The sequence below is a fragment of the Arthrobacter castelli DSM 16402 genome, from assembly GCF_000430705.1.
In the GTDB taxonomy this organism is placed as follows: domain Bacteria; phylum Actinomycetota; class Actinomycetes; order Actinomycetales; family Micrococcaceae; genus Arthrobacter_C; species Arthrobacter_C castelli.
In genome coordinates this window covers 22,980-45,291 of record NZ_AUMN01000003.1, presented here as the reverse complement: position 1 = coordinate 45,291, position 22,312 = coordinate 22,980, and the positions used below count along the sequence as shown (strand labels likewise).

The 22,312-nt window shown below is 65.5% G+C and carries 22 protein-coding genes; 10 read left to right on the top strand and 12 right to left on the bottom strand.

Annotated elements, in window-relative coordinates; genetic code table 11:
• Positions 1 to 35 precede the first annotated feature (35 nt).
• A complete protein-coding gene (locus tag H535_RS0104705; protein ID WP_026818633.1) occupies positions 36 to 1,517 on the top strand; it encodes a S10 family peptidase in 1,482 nt (493 codons plus the stop codon).
• A 189-nt stretch (positions 1,518 to 1,706) separates the two neighbouring features.
• On the opposite strand, the gene H535_RS0104700 is transcribed toward H535_RS0104705, so the two are convergent.
• The 4 genes from H535_RS0104700 to H535_RS0104685 are packed head-to-tail and all read right to left on the bottom strand — an operon-like array spanning position 1,707 to position 6,761.
• Positions 1,707 to 3,101 carry a flavin monoamine oxidase family protein gene (locus H535_RS0104700; RefSeq protein ID WP_281171225.1) on the bottom strand — a complete coding sequence of 465 codons (1,395 nt, stop codon included), beginning with the start codon at positions 3,099 to 3,101 and terminating at the stop codon, positions 1,707 to 1,709.
• On the bottom strand, positions 3,101 to 4,648 hold the full coding sequence (locus H535_RS0104695; RefSeq protein ID WP_026818631.1) for an APC family permease: 1,548 nt from the start codon (positions 4,646 to 4,648) through the stop codon (positions 3,101 to 3,103). The genes H535_RS0104700 and H535_RS0104695 overlap by 1 nt, the downstream gene beginning before the upstream one ends.
• A complete protein-coding gene (locus H535_RS0104690) occupies positions 4,648 to 5,661 on the bottom strand; it encodes an agmatine deiminase family protein (protein WP_211236523.1) in 1,014 nt (337 codons plus the stop codon). Before H535_RS0104690 ends, H535_RS0104695 begins: the two co-directional genes overlap by 1 nt.
• Before the next feature lie 14 nt (positions 5,662 to 5,675).
• Positions 5,676 to 6,761, bottom strand: a complete 1,086-nt coding sequence (locus tag H535_RS0104685; protein WP_026818629.1) for a nitrilase-related carbon-nitrogen hydrolase — start codon at positions 6,759 to 6,761, stop codon at positions 5,676 to 5,678.
• A gap of 132 nt (positions 6,762 to 6,893) precedes the next feature.
• Between H535_RS0104685 and H535_RS0104680 the strand changes: the two genes are divergently transcribed.
• Positions 6,894 to 7,514 carry a TetR/AcrR family transcriptional regulator gene (locus H535_RS0104680; protein ID WP_026818628.1) on the top strand — a complete coding sequence of 207 codons (621 nt, stop codon included), beginning with the start codon at positions 6,894 to 6,896 and terminating at the stop codon, positions 7,512 to 7,514.
• On the opposite strand, the gene H535_RS23505 is transcribed toward H535_RS0104680, so the two are convergent.
• Positions 7,493 to 8,104: a TetR/AcrR family transcriptional regulator gene (locus H535_RS23505; protein ID WP_051298548.1), complete on the bottom strand. Its 612-nt coding sequence runs from the start codon at positions 8,102 to 8,104 to the stop codon at positions 7,493 to 7,495. The genes H535_RS0104680 and H535_RS23505 overlap by 22 nt on opposite strands.
• A 264-nt stretch (positions 8,105 to 8,368) precedes the next feature.
• Here H535_RS23505 and H535_RS0104670 point away from each other — a divergent pair, with 264 nt between their 5' ends.
• Positions 8,369 to 9,901: an MFS transporter gene (locus H535_RS0104670; protein ID WP_026818627.1), complete on the top strand. Its 1,533-nt coding sequence runs from the start codon at positions 8,369 to 8,371 to the stop codon at positions 9,899 to 9,901.
• Positions 9,902 to 9,913: 12 nt separating this feature from the next.
• Here the strand turns inward: H535_RS0104670 and H535_RS0104665 are convergent, their stop codons facing one another.
• Complete coding sequence (locus tag H535_RS0104665) at positions 9,914 to 10,321, bottom strand: VOC family protein (protein ID WP_026818626.1); 408 nt, start codon at positions 10,319 to 10,321, stop codon at positions 9,914 to 9,916.
• Between the two features lie 130 nt (positions 10,322 to 10,451).
• Here H535_RS0104665 and H535_RS0104660 point away from each other — a divergent pair, with 130 nt between their 5' ends.
• A complete protein-coding gene (locus H535_RS0104660; RefSeq protein WP_026818625.1) occupies positions 10,452 to 11,285 on the top strand; it encodes an aldo/keto reductase in 834 nt (277 codons plus the stop codon).
• A gap of 100 nt (positions 11,286 to 11,385) precedes the next feature.
• On the top strand, positions 11,386 to 12,768 hold the full coding sequence (locus H535_RS0104655) for a short-chain fatty acid transporter (protein WP_026818624.1): 1,383 nt from the start codon (positions 11,386 to 11,388) through the stop codon (positions 12,766 to 12,768).
• 34 nt (positions 12,769 to 12,802) lie between these two features.
• Here H535_RS0104655 and H535_RS0104650 read toward each other — a convergent pair whose 3' ends face one another.
• Positions 12,803 to 13,303 (bottom strand): DUF456 domain-containing protein, encoded by a 501-nt coding sequence (locus H535_RS0104650; protein ID WP_026818623.1) that lies wholly within the window; start codon positions 13,301 to 13,303, stop codon positions 12,803 to 12,805.
• A gap of 145 nt (positions 13,304 to 13,448) precedes the next feature.
• On the opposite strand from H535_RS0104650, the gene H535_RS0104645 reads away from it, so the two are divergent.
• The 3 genes from H535_RS0104645 (at position 13,449) to H535_RS23500 (ending at position 16,731) form a co-directional block, all read left to right on the top strand.
• Positions 13,449 to 14,483: a mechanosensitive ion channel family protein gene (locus H535_RS0104645; protein WP_051298613.1), complete on the top strand. Its 1,035-nt coding sequence runs from the start codon at positions 13,449 to 13,451 to the stop codon at positions 14,481 to 14,483.
• Between the two features lie 269 nt (positions 14,484 to 14,752).
• On the top strand, positions 14,753 to 15,448 hold the full coding sequence (locus tag H535_RS0104640; RefSeq protein WP_026818621.1) for a LysM peptidoglycan-binding domain-containing protein: 696 nt from the start codon (positions 14,753 to 14,755) through the stop codon (positions 15,446 to 15,448).
• A gap of 224 nt (positions 15,449 to 15,672) precedes the next feature.
• Complete coding sequence (locus tag H535_RS23500; RefSeq protein ID WP_051298546.1) at positions 15,673 to 16,731, top strand: lactonase family protein; 1,059 nt, start codon at positions 15,673 to 15,675, stop codon at positions 16,729 to 16,731.
• A gap of 103 nt (positions 16,732 to 16,834) precedes the next feature.
• Here the strand turns inward: H535_RS23500 and H535_RS0104630 are convergent, their stop codons facing one another.
• Positions 16,835 to 17,764, bottom strand: coding sequence for an AEC family transporter (locus tag H535_RS0104630; RefSeq protein ID WP_211236522.1), 930 nt, complete (start codon positions 17,762 to 17,764; stop codon positions 16,835 to 16,837).
• Between the two features lie 184 nt (positions 17,765 to 17,948).
• Here H535_RS0104630 and H535_RS23495 point away from each other — a divergent pair, with 184 nt between their 5' ends.
• Together H535_RS23495 and H535_RS0104620 are read left to right on the top strand one after the other, a co-directional pair.
• Positions 17,949 to 18,689: an alpha/beta fold hydrolase gene (locus tag H535_RS23495; RefSeq protein ID WP_051298544.1), complete on the top strand. Its 741-nt coding sequence runs from the start codon at positions 17,949 to 17,951 to the stop codon at positions 18,687 to 18,689.
• A 158-nt stretch (positions 18,690 to 18,847) separates the two neighbouring features.
• Entirely contained in the window at positions 18,848 to 19,930 is a 1,083-nt protein-coding gene (locus H535_RS0104620; protein WP_035768394.1) for an FAD-dependent oxidoreductase, read from the top strand.
• A gap of 39 nt (positions 19,931 to 19,969) precedes the next feature.
• On the opposite strand, the gene H535_RS0104615 is transcribed toward H535_RS0104620, so the two are convergent.
• The 4 genes from H535_RS0104615 to H535_RS0104600 form a co-directional block, all read right to left on the bottom strand.
• Positions 19,970 to 20,410 (bottom strand): type II toxin-antitoxin system VapC family toxin, encoded by a 441-nt coding sequence (locus H535_RS0104615; protein WP_026818618.1) that lies wholly within the window; start codon positions 20,408 to 20,410, stop codon positions 19,970 to 19,972.
• Positions 20,403 to 20,633 (bottom strand): AbrB/MazE/SpoVT family DNA-binding domain-containing protein, encoded by a 231-nt coding sequence (locus H535_RS0104610; RefSeq protein ID WP_026818617.1) that lies wholly within the window; start codon positions 20,631 to 20,633, stop codon positions 20,403 to 20,405. Before H535_RS0104610 ends, H535_RS0104615 begins: the two co-directional genes overlap by 8 nt.
• A 91-nt stretch (positions 20,634 to 20,724) precedes the next feature.
• A complete protein-coding gene (locus H535_RS0104605; protein ID WP_026818616.1) occupies positions 20,725 to 21,738 on the bottom strand; it encodes an ABC transporter substrate-binding protein in 1,014 nt (337 codons plus the stop codon).
• 23 nt (positions 21,739 to 21,761) lie between these two features.
• On the bottom strand, positions 21,762 to 22,250 hold the full coding sequence (locus tag H535_RS0104600; protein ID WP_051298540.1) for a MarR family winged helix-turn-helix transcriptional regulator: 489 nt from the start codon (positions 22,248 to 22,250) through the stop codon (positions 21,762 to 21,764).
• Between the last annotated feature and the right edge of the window lie 62 nt (positions 22,251 to 22,312).

Here is a 22,312-nt window from a genome sequence, read left to right as displayed (position 1 = left end):
AGCGGGTGCCACCGTCACCCGATAGGCTCGACAGTATGACTGAGGACACACAGAAGGACGACGCCACCGGCAGCGACCAGGCACAGACCAGCGACCAGACGGCCACCGAGGTCACAGACGACTTCGTCACCCGGCAGCACACCCACAACCCCTCCGGGCTGAAGTACACCACTACGACGGGCCGACTGGTATTCCGCCGGGAGTCGGTCGACAAGGACGGCAAGGCCGAAGGGTTCAAGCCGAAGGCGGAGATCTTCGTCGTCGCGTACACCGCCGACGACGCCGAACCGGGCAGCCGGCCAGTGACGTTCGCGTTCAACGGAGGCCCGGGGTCGTCATCGGTGTGGCTGCACATGGGCCTGCTCGGGCCGCGGCTGGTGGATTCCGGTGACGTCAACGAGCTCACTCCCCCGCCCTATGGCATTGTCGACAGCCCGGAAACCCTGCTCGAGCACAGCGACCTGGTGCTGATCGACCCGGTCAACACCGGCTACTCGCGCGTGGTGGAAGGCGGCAAGGAAGACGAATTCCACGCCTTCATCGAGGACCGCGATCTGGTCGCCGAGGTGATCCGGCTCTGGGTCACCCGCAACGGCCGCTGGCTCTCCCCGAAGTACATCGCCGGCGAATCGTATGGAACGTTGCGGGCCGTCGCCGTCGCCGGGCGGTTGTTCGACGCCTATGGGATGGCGGTCAACGGCCTCGGGCTGATTTCCACCGTGCTGAACATGGCGACGCTGCGGTTCTTCGATGGCAGCGACCAGCCGTACGCCTTGCACATCCCCACGTATGCCGCCATCGCGCATTATCACGGCCGCCATCCGGGCCGGGAGCTGACCGACGTGGTGGCCGAGGCCGAAGAGTTCGCGGCCCGCGACTTTGGGTACGCGCTGACCCAGGGCAGCCGGCTCACCGATGGGGAGTACGACGACGTCGTCGGCCGGTTGGCTGCCATCACCACCCTGGACGAGGGGTTCATCAGGCGGACCAACCTGCGCTGGAACTACTTTGAATTCGCCGCCGAGCTGTTGCGGGAGGCGAACCTGGTGGTGGGACGCATCGACGGGCGGTTCACGGCCCAGCCGGCGAACCAGCAGGATTCGCAGAACATGGATGATCCGAGCCTGCGGGCGATTAACGCGCCATACGCCGCGGCGATCAACCACTATGTGCGGATGGAGCTGGGATACGAGAACGACCTGCCGTACGAAATCCTCACCGGACGGGTGCAGCCGTGGAGCTACAAGACGTTCGAGGGTGCACCGGTGGACGTGTCCAAAGTGCTGGAACGGCTGATGGTGCACAATCCAAGTATGCGGGTGCACGTGGACTACGGGTACCAGGATGGCGCGACCCCGCACTTCGCCGCGGAGTACGTCTTCGCGCATATGAACCTGAGTCCGCAGGCGCGCGAGCGCTTCACGCACCACTACCACGAGGCCGGGCACATGATGTACCTGAAACCGGAAGCCCGGCTGGCGCAGCTCGCGGCCCTGAAGGATTTCGTCACCGCCTAATCACGGGCACCGGTGTCTTCAAAAAGGTGCAGTGTCGCTATCCGGTCCGAATTCCTCCGATCGCCCGTATTCCCTCCGCTTTGGGACATTTTGCACCCGGCGCCGCCGGCAATTTGTCCCAAAGCGGAGCAAAATCCATAGGGTCGGCGGGGCGCGCCTGAGACGTCGCCCCTACCCGATCCGGGTCGCCTACGCGGGGGCCTCCCCGGTGGTGATCGCCTGGGCGGTGCGGCGGCCCATCCGGATGGCGCCATCGACGTGCTGGAACCCGGCGCCGGCGATGTCGCTGCAGGAGAAGTGGATCCTGCCCACCGGCTCGCGCAGGCTGTCGCCGTACCGGGACAGTCCGCCGAGGTCGAAGCTCGCCGCGTACGCTCCCCGGGTCCATTCCTCGGTGCCCCAGTCGCTCTCGTAGTACACCTCGGGAGTCAGCGCCTCGTCCCCGTAGTACGCGGCCAGCGACTGGAGGATCTTCCGCTTGCGGTCCTCGGCCGGCAGCGCGAACACGCCGTCGGCGGTCTCGTCCGAGACGAAGCCGACCAGCGTTCCCCGACTATCCCCGTGGTTGGTGTTGTCGTAGGCCTCGTGCACCACCTGGTAGGGACTGAAGCAGGTGCCGGACAGACCGTCGTCGCGCCAGAACGGCGTCGGGTAGACCGCGTGGACCTTGATCACCAACCCCAGCGAGAGGTGCTGGTGCATCTGCTGCTGCCGACGCGGCAACGGCGGATCGAAATTCACCCGCGGAATCAGATTCGGCGGCACCGCCATCACCGCATACTTGGCACGGACCGTGACGTCGTCCGCAACAGCCGTGACGCCGTCGTCGTCCCATGTCAGCGTGCGCACCGGCGCGGACAGCTGCACGTCTTCGCCCAGCTGCTCCGCGAGTTGCAACGGCACCTGCTGGAGACCGCCGACCACGCGCTTGTCCAGGATGAAATCCTCGTCCACCAGATTGCTGAAGCAGCCGGCGCTGGCGGACATCAGCACCGCCTGCAGCAGCGAAAACGCGTGCGCCGGTTTGGTCAGCATCGCCCCGGCGACGAACATGGCGATGTTGTCCCGCGCCTCCTGGTCATCGGTTCGCTGCTCGAGCCAACTCTTGAAAGAGAGCCTGTCCAATTCGGCCGCGGAAGGATGCTTCCACGGTTCCTCCGCACCCACTTGGGCCGACAGCGCATCGAGCTGGCTGATCAGGTCCTCCATGACCGAGGCCGTCGACGGGGCCACCGGGAAGATGTCGCCGGTGTAGCGGGTCTTCTTCCCGTCGGCGTTGATATAGATGCTCTCGCCGTCGCGGTAGCGGGAGTAGGTCTGCAGCCCGAGCTCGTCGAGCATGCTGATCAGCCCGTCCTGGTCCGGCGACACCCACTGGCCGCCCAGCTCCAGCATGGCGCCGTCGATGGTCTCGGTCCAGAGCCGCCCGCCGACCCGGTCGCGGGCTTCCAGCACGGCCACGCTGAGACCCGTCTTCCTCAGTTCGTGCGCGGCGGTCAGCCCCGATGCTCCCGCGCCGATGATGACGACGTCGCGGTCTATGGTGTTCATGATGTGTTCCTTATGATGTTGCAGTTGTTTCATTACTCGGGCACCACCAGCGCGGGGGTGTCTTTCTTCAGCGTTTCACCCCGGAAGAAGCCGGGCATCCGGCGCCGCATGAAGAGCATCACCACCACGCCGAGGGCGATGATCCCGACGCCGATGACGAAGACCAGGCCAATGCCGAAGACCGACGAGCCGCTGCCGAACGCAGGGTCCCAGCTGTCGACGGCGGTCTGCAGGAAGACGATCAGCAAGCCGATTCCGCCGAGCAATGGGCAGAGCAGCCGGAAGACGAAATTCCGCACGCTGGCGAACAGGGTCTGGCGGAAGTACCAGACGCAGGCGATGGCGGTGAGCCCGTAGTAGAAGCAGATCATCAGTCCCAGGGCCATGATGGTGTCGTTCAGCACGTTGTTGCTCAGCACTCGCATTACCGTGTAGAAACCGGCCGAAATGCCACCGGCCACGATGGTGGAATACACGGGCGAGTGGAACCGCTTGCTGACCTTCGCGTACTTCGCCGGCAACGCCTTGTAGTAGCCCATCGCCAGCAGCGATCGGGCGGGGGCAACCATCGTGGTCTGCAGCGACGATGCGCAGCTCGACAGCACGGCCAGCGACAGCAGGATCGCGAACGGCCCCATCACCGGAGCTGCCAGCACGGTGAAGACATTGCCCGCGTTCTCCGGGTTGTTCAGTCCCAGTCCGGTGGTTCCGACGCCGGCAAACATCACCGTGGCAATGGAACCGAGCAGGTAGATGCCCAGGATGACGACGGCGGTCCAGGTCGCCCCGGCGCCGGCGGTGCGACGGCCGTTGGTGGTTTCTTCGCTGACGGTCAGGCAGACGTCCCAGCCCCAGAAGGCGAAGATGGACAGCGACAGCCCGAGCGCGAACGCGGAGAAGCTTTCAATCTGCAGCGGGTTGAACCAGCTCCAGCTGAAGGCAAGGTCGGAGTCGGTGATACCGCGGGAGATGCCGGAGAACGCGCCGATCACGAACCAGGCCAGCACCGCCAGCTGGAATCCGACCAGGATGTACTGCACGGTCTTGGTGGTCTTCACACCGCGGCAGGAAACCAGGACGGCCAGCCCGACGAAAACCAGGCAGGTGGCGACGTTGATGAAGGTGTTGCTGGAAAGGGCCGCAAGCTCCTCCCGCCCGGTGAGCTGGGACAGGAACAGGTAAAAGAAGTCGACGGCGACGCCGGCCAGGTTGGACAGCACGATGATGTTCGCCGCGAGCAGCCCCCAGCCGCCAATCCAGCCGATATACGGCCCGAACGCCTTGGTCACCCAGGTGAATGTGGTGCCGCTGTCGGGTGAATCCGCGTTGAGTTCGCGGTATCCCAGCGCCACCAGGAACATCGGGATGAAGCCGACGATAAAGATGGCGGGAAGGTGCACGCCGATCGCCTGCACGGTTGGACCGAGCGAGCTGGTCAGCACGTACGCCGGCGCGATCGTGGAGATGCCAATGACGACGACGGCGAGCAGGCCGAGTTGCCCCTTGGCCAGTCCCTTTTCGGACGTTCCTCCTGCGTCGCCGTTGTCACCGGGTGCCGGGGAGCGGGTTGTTTGGCTCATCATTGGGCCTTTCGAGGTTGCTGTTGCGTGATGCAGTGAATGCCGCCGCCACGGGCAAAGAGTTCACGCGCATCGACGCTGACCACGCGGCGGCCGGGATAGGCATCGGCGAGGATCGAGACGGCCTGCTCATCGTTCGGGTCGTCGAAGGTGCAGGCGATCACGCCGTCGTTGACCACGAGGTGGTTGATGTAGCTGTAGTCCACATACCCCTGGCCGTCAGTAAGTGTGGCCGGCGCCGGAACCTCGATAATGTTCCAGGACCGGCCTGCGGCATCCGTGGTGGAGCCGAGGAAATCCATAAGTTCGCGGCTGATCCGGTAGTCCGGGTGAGCCGGGTCCTGCTGGGAGTGGACCAGCAGCGTCCCTGGTTCGGGAATGGCCGCGACGATGTCCACGTGGCCTCGCGTTCCGTACTTCTGCGAGTCGCGGGTGAGCCCGCGGGGCAGCCAGATCACCTTGGTCGCGCCGATGGTCCGGGCCAGTTCGGCCTCCACAGCGGCCCTGTCCAGCCCCGGGTTGCGGCCGGGGTCAAGCTGGACCGTTTCGGTGACCAGCACGGTTCCTTCGCCGTCGACCTGGAGGCCGCCGCCTTCGTTGACCACGGGCGAATCGATGCGTTCGACGCCGGCCCACCCGGCAACGGTGGCACCGATCTTCTCGTCCTTGTCCCAGGCGGCCCACTCCTGCCGGCCCCAGCCATTGAAGACCCAGTCGACCGCCCCCAGCCCGCCGTCGTCGTTCATCACGAAGGTGGGGCCAATGTCCCGCATCCAGGCGTCATTCAGCGGCGCGGTCTTGATGTCGACGTCGGGCTTGAGGTGGCTGCGGACGATTGCGACGTCCTCCGCGGTGGCGACGACGGTGACCGGTTCGAAGTCGACGGCGGCGTTGGCGACGGCGGCCCAGGCCGAGCGGGCGGCGTGGGCCTCTGCCTCGGTGTCGCCCAGCGAGTACCCTCCGGGCGGGAACGCCATCCAGATCTTTTCCTGCGCGGCGGTTTCGGCCGGCATCTCCCACCCCATCGTCAGTCTGCCTTTCCTGCGGTTGCCGGTTCGACGGTGCTATCGCCATATGGCGCATCACGGCGCACCGGCTCAACCAGCCGGCCATAGGTGTCGGGGCGGCGAGTGGACAGGAACGGGAAGAGTTCCAGCCAGTCCGAGCGCTGGGCCAGGTCCAGATCGGCAACCAACACAGCCGATTCGTCCCGGGGAGCCTGTACCAGGATCCGCCCGTACGGGTCGGAGATGAAGGAGGACCCGTAGAACTGGACGTTACCTTCGTCCCCCCAGCGGTTGGGCACCACCATGAACAGTCCATTGGCGATGCCGTTGCCGACGATCACCTGCTGCCACAGCGGCTGCGTGTCGAAGTCCGGGTGGCCTGGCTCGGAGCCGATGGCGGTGGGATAAGCCAGCACTTCGGCTCCACCGAGCGAATACAACCGCGCGACTTCCGGGAACCATTCGTCCCAGCACGTGGGCATGCCCAGCCGGGCGCCATTAAGCTCCCCCGGGGTGTGGACCTGGTAGGCGTCACCGGTCGCGGGGCCGTGCCGGAAATACTTGTCCTCGTAATACCCCTCGGTAACGGGGATGTGCAGCTTGCGGGTGCGCGCCAGCAGTTGTCCGGACGGGGACACCAGGATGGCCGTGTTCAGGCCCAGACCGTCGGAGCCGGAGCCGGAAGCGGCGTCGGCCGCGCCGCCGCCGTCTACATTGGAACCGCCGTCATCGCCGTCGCCGACGTCGGCACGTTCGTACAAGGAAGCGTGCACGCAGACGTTGTTGGCCGACGCCGCCGCGGCCGCGAAGGTGAACGTGGGGCCGGTCATCAAATCCTCGGCCTGCGCCGCGGGGACGCCCTCCGGGAGCGTGTCGGCCGGATAGCGGGACAGCGTGAGCTCGGGGAGGAACACGACAGCCGCACCGAGGGCAGCCGCCCGGGCGATGCCTTCGTTGAGCTCGGCCAGAAGCTGATCCTGGTCGGCCTCCCAGCGGTGCTGGACCAGTCCGACGCGCAGTGTGGGGCGGACTGCATCTGCGGTCCGGGCAGCATCGGCCGGACGGGCGGGCGACTCCGGCGGATGGAGCCGGGTTAGTTCAAGCATGACTCTCCAAGAGACGACGATCACATAAACGAATTGCGTTCGTTTAGTATGAACTGCGCCACCCGCCCCTGACAAGAGGGGAAACGAACTTAATTCGTTAGACTGTTGCCACTGGCGATCCTGGAGGAGAATATGGCACGGCCCCTGACCCCGAAACTCTCCGCCGACATGATCGCCACCTCGGCGCTGGCATTGGTGGACCGGGACGGCGAATTCACCATTCCCGCCCTGGCTAAACAGCTGCGGGTGAGCGCTTCATCGTTGTATAACCACGTGAATGGCAAGGCCGAGATCGTTGACCTGATGCGTGGCCACGCGATTTCCCGGGTACAGTTCCCCGGTCGTGAGGCACACTGGGCGGAGACCATCCGCGCTATTGCGGTCGAATACCGGAACACCTTCGCCCGCCATCCGCGGTTGATCCCGCTGATCACGGCGTACTCAGTCTCCGACGAGACCACCATCCGGATGTACAACGCGATGGCGGATGCATTCCACGAAGCCGGCTTCACCCCGAAGCGCACCCTGGAAGCGATCACCGTGGTGGACAGTTTCGTTCTTGGCTCGGCCCTCGACGTCGCCGCCCCTGAGCAGGTCTGGGACCCGGGCGAGGACGCCAACGGGAACCTGCAGTTGGCCGTCGATGCCGGCCTGGGCTACCCCACGCGTGCGGATGAGGCATTCCACTACGGTCTGAACCTGCTGATTGAAGGATTCAGCCGGGAGGCAGCTCAGCGGTCAGCAGGCGGTTGACCGCCCGGAGCGCCCGGACGGCCGGAGCCGGCATTCGACGTCGCCTGACCCTTGAGCATCTGCACCACTTCAAGCAGCCCCTCGACCGACTCCTGTTTGCCCATCCCGGCATCTTCAGGCCAGATCCCGGCGAGGATGGCGTTGTAGTACAACCCATCGCCGAGCAGCATGATGGCGCGCGCGATGGAACGGTCCCCCACTTCGCCGACGATCAGTTCGAACCACTGCTGGTGGATCCGCTGCAGTTCCGCACGGGCGTCGATCTCTGACGATTGCGCCAGCCGCATGGCAGCTATCAGTGTGTGGTCGAAGCCGCTGCCCGCGTAAACCGATTCGCGGACGAAGTACATGGATGGACCATCGGGATCGGCAACCATGGCTTCGATATCGGCGTCGGCTTGAGTGCGCAGCTTCTGCAGCAGCGCCAGCTCCATCGCTTCCTTGTTGCGGAAGTGGTAGAGCAACCCGCCCTTGGACACCCCGGCCTGAGCCGCCACGGCGTCCATGGTGGCGCCACGTTCACCTTCGTCAATGAGCAGCGCCTCGAAGGCTGTGAGGATCTTGTCCCGTGCGGACGGCTTTGCAGGCATATCCAGTACCGTACTAGGTATTTACTGTACCGTCTAGACGGTATAGTATGTATCAGGCGACGAGGCCGCCGGAAATCCCGTTTTCGCTCCGGTATGGGACTTCCTGCCGTGCGCGCCGCCGGCAATTTGTCCCATAGCGGAGCAAAACCATAGCGGAGCGGAATCGCCATCCCAGGAACGCTCCGGCACAACCTCGCCGCGGCACCACTCCAACCAGCCCGAACCACCCCAATACACCTAACACGACCACCAGGAGGTGCCACCATGTTCAGAACCGACGCCCCGCCACGCCCCCAGCAGGCCGGACGCCGTGCCTGGGCCGGACTGGCCGTCCTGATGCTTCCGGTGGTGCTCATCGCGGCGGACAACACCGTGTTGAGCTTCGCCATCCCGGAAATTTCACGCGCGATGAATCCCAGCGGCACCGCCGTGCTGTGGATCGTGGATGTCTATTCGTTGGTGCTCGCCGGCCTGCTCGTGCCGATGGGCAGCCTGGGCGACCGGATTGGACGCCGCCGGCTGCTGATGATCGGCAGCACCGGATTCGGCGTCGTCTCCATCCTCGCCGCCTTCGCCCCGGACGCGGGAACGCTCATCGCCGCCCGCGCCATCCTCGGATTCTTCGGCGCCATGCTGATGCCGGCCACACTCTCGCTGATCCGCAATATGTTCACCGACCCCACGCAGCGCCGCACCGCCATCGCTGTCTGGGCCGCGGGCTTTTCCGGCGGCGCCGCCCTCGGCCCGATCGCGGGCGGATTCCTGCTCGAACACTTCTGGTGGGGCTCGGTCTTCCTGATGGCCGTGCCGGTGCTGGTTCCGCTGCTGCTCCTTGCTCCGGTCTTCGTCCCCGAGTCGAAGGACCCGACTCCCGGACCGGTCGACGTCGTCAGCATCCTGCTGGCCCTGCTGACCATGACACCTGTCGTCTACGGCATTAAGTCCGCCGCCGTCGACGGGTTCGGCCTGCTCCCGCTGATCGCAATGGCCGCGGGGCTGTTCTTCGGCGTGCTGTTTGTCCGCCGCCAACTGCACCAGCGCACCCCGATGCTGCAGGTGCGGCTGTTCCGCAATCCGGTGTTCAGCGGTGCTTTGGTCGCGAACCTGCTCAGCATCCTGTCGCTGGTCGGCTTCATCTTCTTCCTGTCCCAGCACCTGCAGTTGGTCGCAGGAATGTCCCCAATGGACGCCGGCCTGGCCATGCTCCCCGGACTGGCGATGACGATCGTGGCCGGCCTTGCGGTGGTACCGGTGGTGCGGCGGATCCGCCCGGCGTACGTGGTGGCCGGCGGGCTGATGCTCAACGCCGCCGGATACGCCGTCGTCGCACTGGTCGGGCACACCGGCGACGTCGTCGGCATCCTGGCCGGTTTCGTGCTGCTTGGAGCCGGGGTCGGATCAGCGGAAACGATCTCCAATGACCTGATCCTCTCCAGCGTCCCGGCCGAGAAAGCGGGGGCCGCGTCTGCGATTTCCGAGACCGCCTACGAGCTGGGCGCAGTCCTCGGCACGGCAATTCTGGGCAGCATCGTCACCGCTGCCTACCAGGCTAATGTCGTGCTGCCCAATGCGTTGACCGGCCCGGACCGCACTGCAGCAGCCGAAACGCTGGGCGGCGCCACCCAGGCGGCCGGCTCATTGCCTCCACAGGCTGCGCAGTCGCTGCTGGAGTCCGCGAAGGCAGCCTTCGATTCGGGAATTACGACGACGGCGGGAATCGCCCTGGTCTTGATGCTCGCCGCGGCTGGAATCGCCCTGGCGACGCTGGGCAGGACTGGCACCAGCGCCGGACACTGAAGCGCCAGCCAGTCAGTCGATCGTGAGGCGCGCCTCGGGCCGGCGCGGCTCGAAGAGCTCGACGGGGTTGCCGGAGGGGTCCTCGATGATCGCCTGCCGCACGCCGGTGCCCTCGATCACCTCGCCCCGGAACGCCACGCCGGCGCCGCGCAACCGCTCGACGGTGCCGTCGAGGTCGTCGGTCTCGATGCCGAACCGGTTCCAGCCGCCGGGCTCGGGGATGCTGCCGTCGGAGAGGACCGATCCGCCACCGACGCCCTCGGGACTGGATGCGTTGAGCACGAGCCGCAACGGTCCGCGGGAGAGCATCGCGAAGGCCGGTGCGGGGTGCATGTCCTCGTGGAAACCAAGGTGGGTGGTGTAGAAGGCAAGCCCCTCGTCCACGTCGCGGACGATGTAGCGGACTTGGACTGAAGCCATATGCGTATGGTCCCACGCACTGCCGGGCGAGTCCATGCTCGGAGCTGCCTGCCTGCGGCCATTAGGCTGGAGGGGCCGCAATGTTTCGAATGCCTACCCCGTGAGAACCGCGGGAGTTCAGGAGCAGTTCATGACAGATGCCATCGCCCCCACCGTCCAGCTCAAGCACGGCGCCTCCATCCCCGTCCTCGGTTATGGCACCTGGCCGCTTGATGACGCCGAGGCGGCCGACGCCGTCGAAACCGCCGTCGGTGCCGGATACCGGTTGTTCGATACGGCCGAAAACTACCGCAATGAAGCCGGTGTTGGCGAAGGGATCCGCCGCTCCGGCGTCGACCGTTCCGACGTTTTCATCACCACCAAGTTCAACAGTGAATGGCACAGCTACGACGGCGCCCAGCGCGCGTTCGAGAACAGCGCCAAGCTGCTCGACGTCGACTACATCGACCTGCTGCTGATCCACTGGCCGAACCCGGGCCAGGACCGGTACGTGGACGCCTTCAAGGGGCTGGCCGCACTGCTCGAGGACAAGCGGGTGCGGGCCATCGGCACTTCGAACTTCAAGCCGGCGCACCTGCAGCGACTGCTCGACGAGGGCCTGGCTCCGGAGGTGAACCAGATCCAGCTCGACCCACGCCACACCCGCCCGGATTCCCGTCAGTTCCATGCGCAGCACGGGATCGTGACCGAGTCGTGGAGTCCGCTGGGCAAGGGCGGTGACCTGCTGGCCGAGCAGACCCTCACCTCGCTGGCCGACAAGTATGGCAAGACACCGGGCCAGATCGTGCTCCGCTGGCACCATCAGCTCGGCGCCGTCGTGATTCCCAAGTCGGCTCGGCCCGAACGCATCCGCCAGAACATTGACGTCTTCGACTTCGAGCTGGCCGCCGACGACATGGACAGCATCTCGGCGATGGACACCGGCACCGCCGACATCCAGGACTCCAACAGCTTCGGCCACTAAGCGCCCACAGCGGCGACCGCCACAAATACCACAACCACACTCCGTGAGGGCCTAGAGTGTCTGCTGACACCGTCGTCGCACCTCGAGGAGAAGTTGAGCCATGCCCAGCCCAAGCGGAGAACCGAAGCAGAGAGCATCCGGCGTCTCAGCGGTGATGCGGCCGGTCAACTCGGTCGTCGAACGCTACATCCCCAGCGCGCTGGTGTTCGCCGTCGTGCTGACGCTGGTGGTGGGCATCCTCGCGCTGCTGCTGACCGATTCCGGCTTTGTCGACGTCATGAATGGCTGGGGCGATGGCCTCTCCGGCCTGCTGGCGTTCATGACCCAGATGGCATTGATCCTGATGCTGGGCCACACACTCGCCAACACCGGACCCGTGCGCAAACTGCTCGGGTTCCTCGGCGGACTGCCGAAGAGTCCCGTCCAGGCCTACGTCTTCGTGTTCGTTGTCGCCGCGATCGCCTCCCTGATCACCTGGGGGCTTGGGCTCGTCGTCGGCGGCCTGCTGGCCAAGGAAGTCGCCGCCCAGGGCCGCGAAAAGGGCATCGCCCTGCACTTCCCCATGCTGGTCGCCGCCGGGTTCTCCGGTTTCGTGGTCTGGCACATGGGGTATTCCGGGTCCGGGCCGCTGGCGGCTGCCACCGAGGACTCTTTCGTCACCGAACAACTCGGCCGCACCATCCCGGTCGGCGAGACCACCTTCGCCTGGTGGAACATCACCGCCGCTATCGCCACTATCATCCTGGTCGCACTGGCCCTGGCGCTGGTCGCTCCTCGCGCAGGGGACAACGTCACCGAACTGAAGGTCGATGCCCGGGGCACTGACGACGTCGACATCGAAGACGAGGTGGCCACCCCCGCGGACAAGGTGGATGCCAGCCGCATCCTCACCCTGATCACCGGGCTCGCGCTGGCCACCTACCTGGTGATCCACTACGCGCAGGGCGGCACCGCGACCCTGGACATCGTGAACTGGACTTTCCTGGCGCTGATCTTCCTGCTGGTGCGCAACCCGTTCGAACTGATCGGGCTGGTGAAGAATGCCGCGTCCAATGTGGGCGAGATCCTGCTGCAGTTCCCCTTGTACGCCGGGATTATGGGGATCATGACGACGACGGGACTGATCACCGTCTTCTCCGACTTCCTGGTCGGCATCGCCAACCCGGCCACCTTCGGAGTGCTCGCACTGGTATCGGCCGGGCTGGTCAACTTCTTCGTCCCCTCCGGCGGCGGACAGTTCGCGGTGCAGGCCCCGATTATGCTCGACGCCGCGAACCGGCTGGGCGTGGATCCATCAGTGGCGATCATGGCAGTGTCCTACGGAGACCAATGGACCAACATGATCCAGCCGTTCTGGGCGCTGCCGCTGCTGGCCATAGCCGGGCTGAAGATGCGCGACATCCTCGGGTACACCATGGTGACGCTCATCGCTTCCGGCATTGTTTTCGCCGCGACCTTGCTGCTCGTCGGCGCCGGGGCTTAGCCGGCACTGCAACGCAGCGCCTGCCGGATCCTGCCTAAGCCATCGCGAAGTGGATCCACACCCCGATGACCCACACGCTGGCGGCCAGGCAGGCCAGCCCACATTCGACGAGAATGCCGATTCCGGCCGCCTTCAGCGCTTCCCAGCTGGAGTCGACGGCTGCCCGGAAGTCCCGCTGCCGCCTGTATTCGGCCAGCAGCAGGCCCAGCGCGAAACCGACAAACAGCCCGACGACGGGGATCATGAACAGCCCGACAACGGCAAAGCCGGCGCCCACCAGCAGGGAGCGGTTCGGCACCTGGCGCCGTTTCATCCGGCGGCCGGTCAGTACGGCGCTCGATGTCATCCCGGCAGTGACCAGGACCGCGCCCGTGGCGAATATCACCCACCCGGTGGCGCTCTGGACCGTTATCGCCCAGATCAGCAGGGACACCCCCACCAGCACAGACCCGGGAAGTACCGGAACGATCACCCCGATAATGCCGACCAGGATCAGCGCGGCGCAGACGATTGCAACAATCACAGACACGGCCATCGTGATTCCTCTCGGTGCTGAAGGGGTACTGACGGGTAACCGCCACATCGTAGCTGTCCACGACGCGCGGACGGCGGTGCGGTCAAACGCGGACGTCGGCGCCGCCATTTGCCCGGCCCGGGAACTGGCGCATACGCTCGAACCCATGGATCAAAAAGCTGCTGAACAAGCTGTGCAAAATGCCGGTGACGCAGCCAACGGCATCTGGCAGTTCCTCCTCGACAAGCCGCTGAAGATCGCCATCATCATTGTCGCAGGAATCATCCTGAACGTGATTTTGAGGCTGATCATCCGGCGCGTGATGAATCACATAGCCGAAGGGGACGCCGCCAAGCTGGACAACGAGGTGGGTCCCGACGAATCGGAGCCCCACCAAGCCGAGGAAACCAAGCGTTGGCTGATCCAGGATTCCCCGATTGCCAGGGCCCGCCGCGCGCAACGGGCCAAGACGGTGGGTTCGGTGCTGCGATCGGTCTCCACCATCGTGATCACCGCCATCGTCGCACTCACGGTGCTGTCCGAGCTGGGCATCAACATGGCGCCGATCATTGCCAGCGCCGGCGTGGTGGGCGTCGCCCTCGGCTTTGGCGCGCAGGCGCTGGTGAAGGATTACCTCTCCGGCATATTCATGGTGGCCGAAGACCAGTACGGCATCGGCGACTACGTGGATCTGGGAGATGCCTCCGGCGAAGTGGAGAACGTTGGATTGCGCGTCACACAATTGCGTGACCTGGATGGCACGCTGTGGCACGTGCGCAACGGCGAAGTCCTTCGTGTGGGGAATTTCTCACAAGGCTGGGCGCGGTCGGTGCTCGACATCCCGGTCCCCTACAACTCCGATATCAGCGAAGTCAGCGACCTGCTCCTGCAGACGGCCAAGGCCATGCGCAAGGAACGGCAGTGGCGCCGCCTGATCCTCGACGAGCCGGAGGTCTGGGGCATCCAGGCACTGACCGGCGAATCCATTACGATACGGTTGGTGCTGCGGACCAAGCCGCTCGAACAGTGGGGTATCGCACGCGAGATGCGGGCCCGGCTGAAGACACAACTCGACAACGCCGGTATCGTCATCCCGCTGATGAACCAGACCGTGATCAAGAACGGACGGACCGCCGCTGTCGCCGGCGGAGACGGGGAAAACGAGGATCCCGGAGACGCTCCGCTGGGCCCCACGTCCTAGTCGCCCAAAGGTCAACATCGGGTAACGCAGAAAAAAATTTGGTCTCGGTTTTGCAACGATTTGGATGTTGCCGTATTGTTACATGAGATCCCAATCGGGATGGGCTGTGCCAGGTCGCTTGGACAGCCGGAAATGCTCGGTACTGCAACACGCTGTACGCCGCCATGGCAGATACCGTAAGAGACCTCAATCAGTCAGGGGTGGGCGGCGCTGCGTTGAAGCCTGGGGACAGGTGGAGCGGAAGTGGACCCCGGAGCATCGCAACCCTCATGACTAAGACTACTTTCAATCGCATTGCCCGGCGCGGACTCGCCGTCGCCGCAATTTCGACTGCTGCAGCCGGACTGACCGCCACCTCCGCTTCGGCGGCGAACTGGGAAGCAATGGCCCAGTGCGAGAGCGGCGGAAACTGGAACATCAACACCGGAAACGGCTACTACGGTGGCCTGCAGTTCAGCCAGAGCAGCTGGAACGCTGCCGGCGGCTCCGGCAACCCGGCCAACGCCAGCAAGGCTGAGCAGATCCGCGTCGCCGAGAACCTGCTGGCCATGCAGGGCCCGAGCGCCTGGCCGAACTGCTTCGTGGGCGGATCCGGTGGATCGGCCAGCACGGCTGGCGGCACCACCAGTGTCCAGAGCAACCAGACCACTCCGGTCCAGCAGCCGCAGCAGGCCCCGGTCCAGCAGCCGGCTCCCCAGCCTGCACCGGCTCCCGCTCCGGCACCTGAGCCTGCACCGGCACCTCAGCCGGCTCCGGCACCGGCCCCTGAGCCTGCACCGGCTCCCGCACCTGCCCCGGCAGTCAGCGGCGAGACCTACACCATCCAGCAGGGGGACACCCTCAGCAAGATCGCCCAGAAGCTGGGCATCGAAGGTGGATGGCAGGCTCTGTACCAGGCCAACGCCGACAGCCTGATCGATCCGAACCTCATCTTCACCGGAGAGGTTCTGCAGCTGCCTGCCTAAGCAGTAACAGCTTGCAGGTTCTGATCTGCACGCACGTGGTCCGGTAATTGCGAACTGCCGGTCCGCACTGCGGTAAATGCGCCCCGCATCGGGTTTCCCTGGTGCGGGGCGCATTTCGCGTTTAACTTGTCCTCGGCCCGGCCCCTCGCCGTCACATATTCCGCCCCCTGCCGGGCACTGTGCAGCACGGCTATGCTGGCAGGGACACCGACCGGGAGGTAGCCATGAGCAGCATTGCCGTCTACGCAGGATGCGCGGCGGGCACATCGATCGACATCTTCGAGCTTGATCTGGAGACTGGAGATCTGAAGCCGCAAGACCAGCACCGTACCGATGGCCAGGTGCAGTGGCTGGCCACGAACCCGGGCTCGGGCTCAGCCTCGGGCGCAGATTCAGACGTGCTGTATGCCGCGGTGCGCACCGATCCGGCGACGGTCGCCACCTTCCGCGCCGGAAACCGCCTGGATCCGGCCGGGACGGGAACGCTCGCCGCACCGATGGCATATTTGAGCACCGATGGCACCGGGCGGCATCTGCTCGCTGCTTCCTACAACGACGATCTGGTCACCGTCAGCGGCATCGACGACGGTGTCGCCGCCGGGCCGTTGACCAGCAGGGTGGTGCCGGGCCGCCACGCGCACACGGTGGTCGCCTCACCGGATAACCAACAGGTGTATGCGACCGCCCTGGGCGACGACGTCGTCGTCTGGTGGACGTTCGACGAGGCCACCGGAACCCTGAGCGACGGCGGCAGAGTCCACACCTCCGCCGGTAGCGGACCGCGCCACCTGCGCTTCTCCGCATCCGGCGAGCACGTCTATGTGCTCAACGAGATGGCCGGCACGGTGGTGGTGTATGCGCGCGATTCCTCCGACGGCTCGCTGACCGAGGTGCAGGTAAGTTCCAGCATCGACCACCGGTTGCAACTGGTTCCCGGGCGGGTCCGCGATGGGTCGGGCCCCGCCCCCGGTCCCGACGCCATCTGGTGCGCCGAGCTGCGGCTGACCCCGGACAACCGCTTCCTGTACACCACCGAACGGTCCAGCAGCACGATCGCAGTATTCGCCGTCGACCAGAACACCGGTCAACTGTCCTATCTGCACGCTGTCGAGACCGAAACACAGCCACGGGGGATGAATATCACACCCGACGGGCGCTTCCTGCTGGCCTGCGGGGAAGTCTCCAACGCTTTGTCCGTCTACCGGATCGAGCCCGACGGCGGACTCCGGTTCCTGAACAGCTACGCCTGCTCCGAGGGGCCGCGGTGCATCGAGTTCTCCTAACTGCGGCGACGGCTGCGCGAGCCTCCTGCCGGGACGGCTGCGGGCTGATGCGTCGCCTGCCGGCGGGAAGGCAGGCTGACCTCCGCGCGCCTTGACCGGAACCTCAGGCGGGAATCACGGTGGCGATCAGCACCATCGGCAGGATGGACAGCGCCGTCGTTATCAATGCTGCCTGCCGCGCCACGCCCACCGCGCGGTTGTAGCGAATCGCAGCGATCAGCACATTCTGCGCGGTCGGCAGCGCCGCGAACAGGCACACCGCAAACAGCACCGTGCCCGTGAGCCCGAAAACAAAGTGACCCACCACAAACGTCAGCACCGGATGGACCACCAGCTTCAGCACCGTAATCAGCGTCAGGTCCACCGCAGGCGACGGCGCACTGGTCCGCCATCCGGTGGACAGCGACAGGCCGAAGGCAATCAGGGCCCCGGGCACCGCCAGCCCGGCGACGAGCTCGATCGGCTGGTGGATCAAGTCCGGCAGCTGGATGCCCAGCCCGGAGACGAGCAGGCCCACCCCGCTGCCGACGGTGATCGGGTTCCGCAACGGCACCAACAATTGTTTCCAGACCGGCCCCGACACCTTCTTCGCATCCAGGTCCAGCACGGCGTAGGCCACCGGGGCCATAAACACGACCTGGTACAGCATCACCGGCGCCACGTATGCAGCGTCGCCCAGCACGAAGACGGTCAGTGGAATGCCCAGGTTTCCGGCGTTGACGTAGGAGGACGCGAGCGCACCGATGACCATGTCGCCGGTGCGGCGGCGAAGCCACCAGCGGGCCACGGCCGCATAGAAGAGACCGATGGCGGTGGTGCAGATGACCGTCACAGCCAGTGACGGCGAGATCACGTCGTCCAGGTCGGCTTCAGTCAGCGTGACGAACAGCAAGGCGGGAGTGCCGGCCGAGAACACCAGCCGGGAAATCACCTGCTGAGCGTCGGGGCCCAGCACCTTTAACCGGCCCAGCACGAAACCTACGGCCACGACCAGGAAAATGACGGCGAAGCCCTCCAGGACTCCCTCCATCATCACCTCCGGTAAATCGTTGAGCCGGGACCAGCAGCAGAGTCCCCCACCGTGGAGATAATACCCGCCCCGGCCGGTCCGGCCGCCTTCGCCACACGTAACACAAGCACCCCGCGGCGCAGTGGTCGGCCGTAGTCTGGATAGGCAGCGGCCCGACGCGAGTCCAACGACGGAAGGGGAGCCAACAGTGATCGAGCACGAAGCATCGGCATCCGAGGTGGTGCTGCTCCATGGCTGGGGTTGCCCCACCGGGTACTGGGCGCCGCTGCAATTCGAGCTGCATCGCCACGGCCTGCACACTGCCGCTCCCCCGCTGCCCGGTTACGGCCCGGAAGCACCGCTGCCGGCCGGATTCGACTGGAACGTTGAGTCCATCGCCGAAGTCATTGCCCGCGGCGCCGCCAGGAGGCCATCGGCGGTCCATTGGGTGGGACATTCGCTGGGCGGCAGCATCGCCGCCACCCTTGCCGCCCGTTATCCGGAGGTGACGGCCTCGGTCACGCTGCTCGGCATGGTACCCACTGCCCCGTCGCAGACGACGCGTGAGCGGCTCAGTGCACTGTTTCTGGACGGCCCGATCAGCGACGAAGCCATCCGAATGTGCCTAAACGGCTGGTACGGTGATCCGCTCCCCGCCGACGACGAAATGCTGCGGGCGCCGTTCGACATCCGTCGGGCCGTGCTGGACGCCAGCCTGCTGGCCGCCCTCGACGGGGTGGCGCCCGACGTACCACAGAAAATCACCGCACCGGTGCAGGTGATCGTCGGCGCCGGAGACCAGACCCGGCCGCTGTCAGAGGTCGAAGGGTATGTCCAAGCCCACCCGGCGACGGGGCTGACGGTCGTGCCCGGTTCCGGACACATGGTGCACTGGAACGCCCCGGCCGCCTGCGCCGGCCGGATCCGAAGCCTGGCAGCGGGCCGATAGTTACCCGGCGTTCCGCTGAGGAGTATTCCAGCGCCATTTCCGGCACTTTGTACGCGGCAGGCGCCGAACTACTCCCGGGAGGAACACCGACGGAATATCCGGGCAGGATCCATCGCTGTTGACGGTACGGGTCGGCCCCTGACAGTAAGGAGCGCAGCATGCTGGACGCCGTCGTCATCGGTGCCGGCCAGGCCGGCCTGTCGGCTGCCTACCACCTCAAACGCCGCGGCCTCGCGCCGGAGGACGACTTCATCGTCCTCGACGCGAACGAAGGACCCGGCGGGGCATGGCGGCACCGCTGGCCGTCGCTCACCCTCGGCGCCGCGCACAACATCCACGATCTGCCCGGCATGCCGCTGGGTACGCCGGACCCGGAAGAACCAGCGTCGCGGGTGGTCTGCCGCTACTACGACCAGTACGAGCGCGAATTCGAGCTGCCCGTGCACCGCCCCGTGCCGGTTCAGCGCGTCATCTCCGACGACAGCGTCGAGGCCGCGCTGACCGTCGAGACCGGCGCCGGAACCTGGCAAACACGCACGCTGGTCAACGCGACCGGCACCTGGGACCGCCCCTACTGGCCGTACTATCCCGGCCGCGAGCGGTTCAAGGGACGCCAGCTGCACACCCGCGACTTCTGGTCCGCCGACGAATTCAGCGGCCAGCACGTCGTCGTCGTGGGTGCCGGCACCTCCGCTGTGCAGTTCCTGCTGCAGCTGTCCAAGGTCGCCACCACCACGTGGGTCACCCGTCGCCCGCCCGACTTCACCGACCGCCCCTTCGACGCCGAATGGGGCCGGGACGTGGAACGACGCGTCCGGGAACGCACCGAGGCCGGCCTGCCACCGCTAAGCGTCGTCGCCACCACCGGCCTGCCGCTGACTCCGGAGTGCCAGCAGGGAATCGACGACGGCGTCCTCGTCTCGCGCCGCATGTTCACCTCGATCACTGAGAACGGGGTGATGTTCGACGACGGCACCGAGGTCGCCGCCGACGCGATTCTGTGGGCCACCGGGTTCCGAGCCTCACTGGACCACCTCACACCGCTGCACCTGCGCGAGACCGGCGGCGGCATCAGGACCGACGGCGTCGCGGTGGCCGCCGACCCGCGTGTCTTCCTCACCGGTTACGGCGCCTCGGCTTCAACCCTCGGCGCCAACCGGGCCGGTCGCGCCGCGGCCACCGCAGTCCTCAAGCACTTGGACGACAGGCATTCGGCTGCCCCGGTGCCAGCTGGCGATTAGCAGATTCCCGGCCCAGGCTGGAGCCGGCGATCTGTGGAGCTAGCGATCCCGGCCACGAGGGGTGACCAGATCGACCGTGGGAAAGTAGGTTCGGCATCGCGCGGCATCCCTGGTGATCAGCGTCAGGCCTGAGATCGCAGCATGGGCGCCGATGAAGAAGTCCGGAAGCGGAGCACTCTTGCCGCCTCCGCGGGCTTTATATTGCGCAAATGCCTTTCCAGCGAGGAACCCGGCTTCGTATGGAAGCGGCAATCGCATATACAGGTGCTGTGGAAGTGCATCGTCGAGCGCTTCGATCCTGTCATAACCGACTGAGACCTCAGAATAAATCAGCGGGTTAATGGCCACCGTTCCGCGTCGCATCGCCTGCGCCAGCGCCTCCGTCGACCACCCCTGCCACTCCTGGTCCTCGCTGGCTATGTCGAGCAATATATTCGAATCGACGAGGTACCGCCTGGTCCCGCCTCCGGAATCAGTCACCACGGGTGAGGTCCATGATCTCATCGGTCGTCATGCTCGTCGTGGCGCTCCCCTTCAAGAGTCCGAGGGCACGGGCGCCGCGATCCGGCTTGCCCGACGTGCTCTTCACGATCCGCACACCGTCTCCGTCCTCGACGAAATCGACGTCGGTATCCGGAAGCAGCGCGAACTTTTCCCGCAGTGGCCCCGGGATGGTCACCTGGCCCTTCGACGTAATCCTCATGACCCTAATCTTACTCTTACTTCAGAGCGTAAGAAATATGCCCGAGCGGTCTGGCATCCTGATCGGAACCAGCCGCCGGTGGTCGAAGCAACTAGTCCGCGTTGATGATCCCGTCCAGCTTGATCTCGCCCTCGACGACCCCGTATTTCTGCATCAGACCGACCAAGGCCTGCAGCTTATCCCGTTTGACCTCGGCGTCGAACTTCTCCAACCGGAGGTTGGACGCGGTCTTTTCGGGCATGTTGAGGAACTCCGTCATCACCTCGCGCACCCGGTCCGGATTCTGCTCGGCGAATTCCAGCACTTCGGTCATCGCAGCGCGGTACTGCTTCATCACTTCCGGGTTCCCTTCGGCGAACTTCTGGCTGCTGAACGTCACCATGGTGCTCAATCCCGGGATGGTGTCCTGGTAGTTGTACCCGACCAGCTCCATGCCCTGTTTATTGGCCAGCTGGGTGAGGAACGGCTCCGGGAACCAAGCGGCGTCGATGTTTCCCGCTTCGAGCTGGCCCGGCATGTCAGAGAAGGCGAACTCCACAAAGTTCACCGCCTGCGGGTCCCCGCCGTCCTGGGCCACTGCTTCCATGATCGTCAGGTCGCCCTGGCCGTTGAGTGTGTTGACCGCGACGGTCTTGCCTTCGAGGTCGGCCCAGGAGTCAATGTTGTCATCGGCGTCGGCGATGACGCCGGTGATGTCATCGCCCTCGGACTTGGAATTGGTATAACCGGTGACAATATCCATGTTCAGGCCCTGAGCGTTGGCCAGGATCACCGACAGCGGGTTGCCGACCCCCACGTCCAGGTCTCCGGTGGAGACCGCCGGAAGCATGGCCGCCCCGCCTTGGGCTGTATCCAGCGAGATGTCGAGTCCGTGCTCCTTGAATATGCCCTCGTTGATGCCCAGCTGCACTGCCGCGGAGGGTGCAATTGGGATGACGCCAACGGTGAGTTTCGTCAGCGACCCTTCTCCGGAGCCGCCGGAGCCGGACGAGCCGGTCGACCCGGATGATTCTCCGGTTGCCGATGGTGAGCCGCCCCCGCAGCCGGTAAGTGCTAGTGCCAGAACCGATCCCGCGGCTGCTGCCTTGGCGAACATATGTTTCATGACGGACCCCATGTACTTTCGTTTTAGGTGGGTGATTCGAACGCGACCCGCCGAAGCAAGTCCCTGAGCAGCTCGCGCTCGGTTTCGGACAGTGGTGACAGTGACCTGTCCTCGGCGGTCCGGACCATCCGGGCCGCTTTCGTCTGCAAGGTACGCCCGGCACGAGTGCCCGTGACGACCTTCGATCGCCGGTCGCGGGAGTCCGGCTCCCGCGCCACCAGCTCGCGCCGCTCAAGCTCGTCGACCAGCGCCACAATCTGGCTCGGATCGAGTCGCAGGAACCCCGCCATCTCGCGCTGCGACGGCCCCAAACCGCTGCACGCCAGAGCCAGTACTGAGTAGGAGCGCACCTTCAGGCCAACGTCGGCCAGCCCCTGGTTGGCCCGCACGCTGCCCACCGCCCGCGCCCTCGCCAACAGGAATTCAATATCGCCCACAATGCCGGCCTCCATCAGCCGGCTCTCCCCGCGGACAACCGGTGTAGCTTCATCAGGTTCGGTGATCGGTGACATGCGCGCTCCTTCGTGTTAAACATCGCCACGACGATTGAGGTGGTCAACCGTTCGCATTCTCA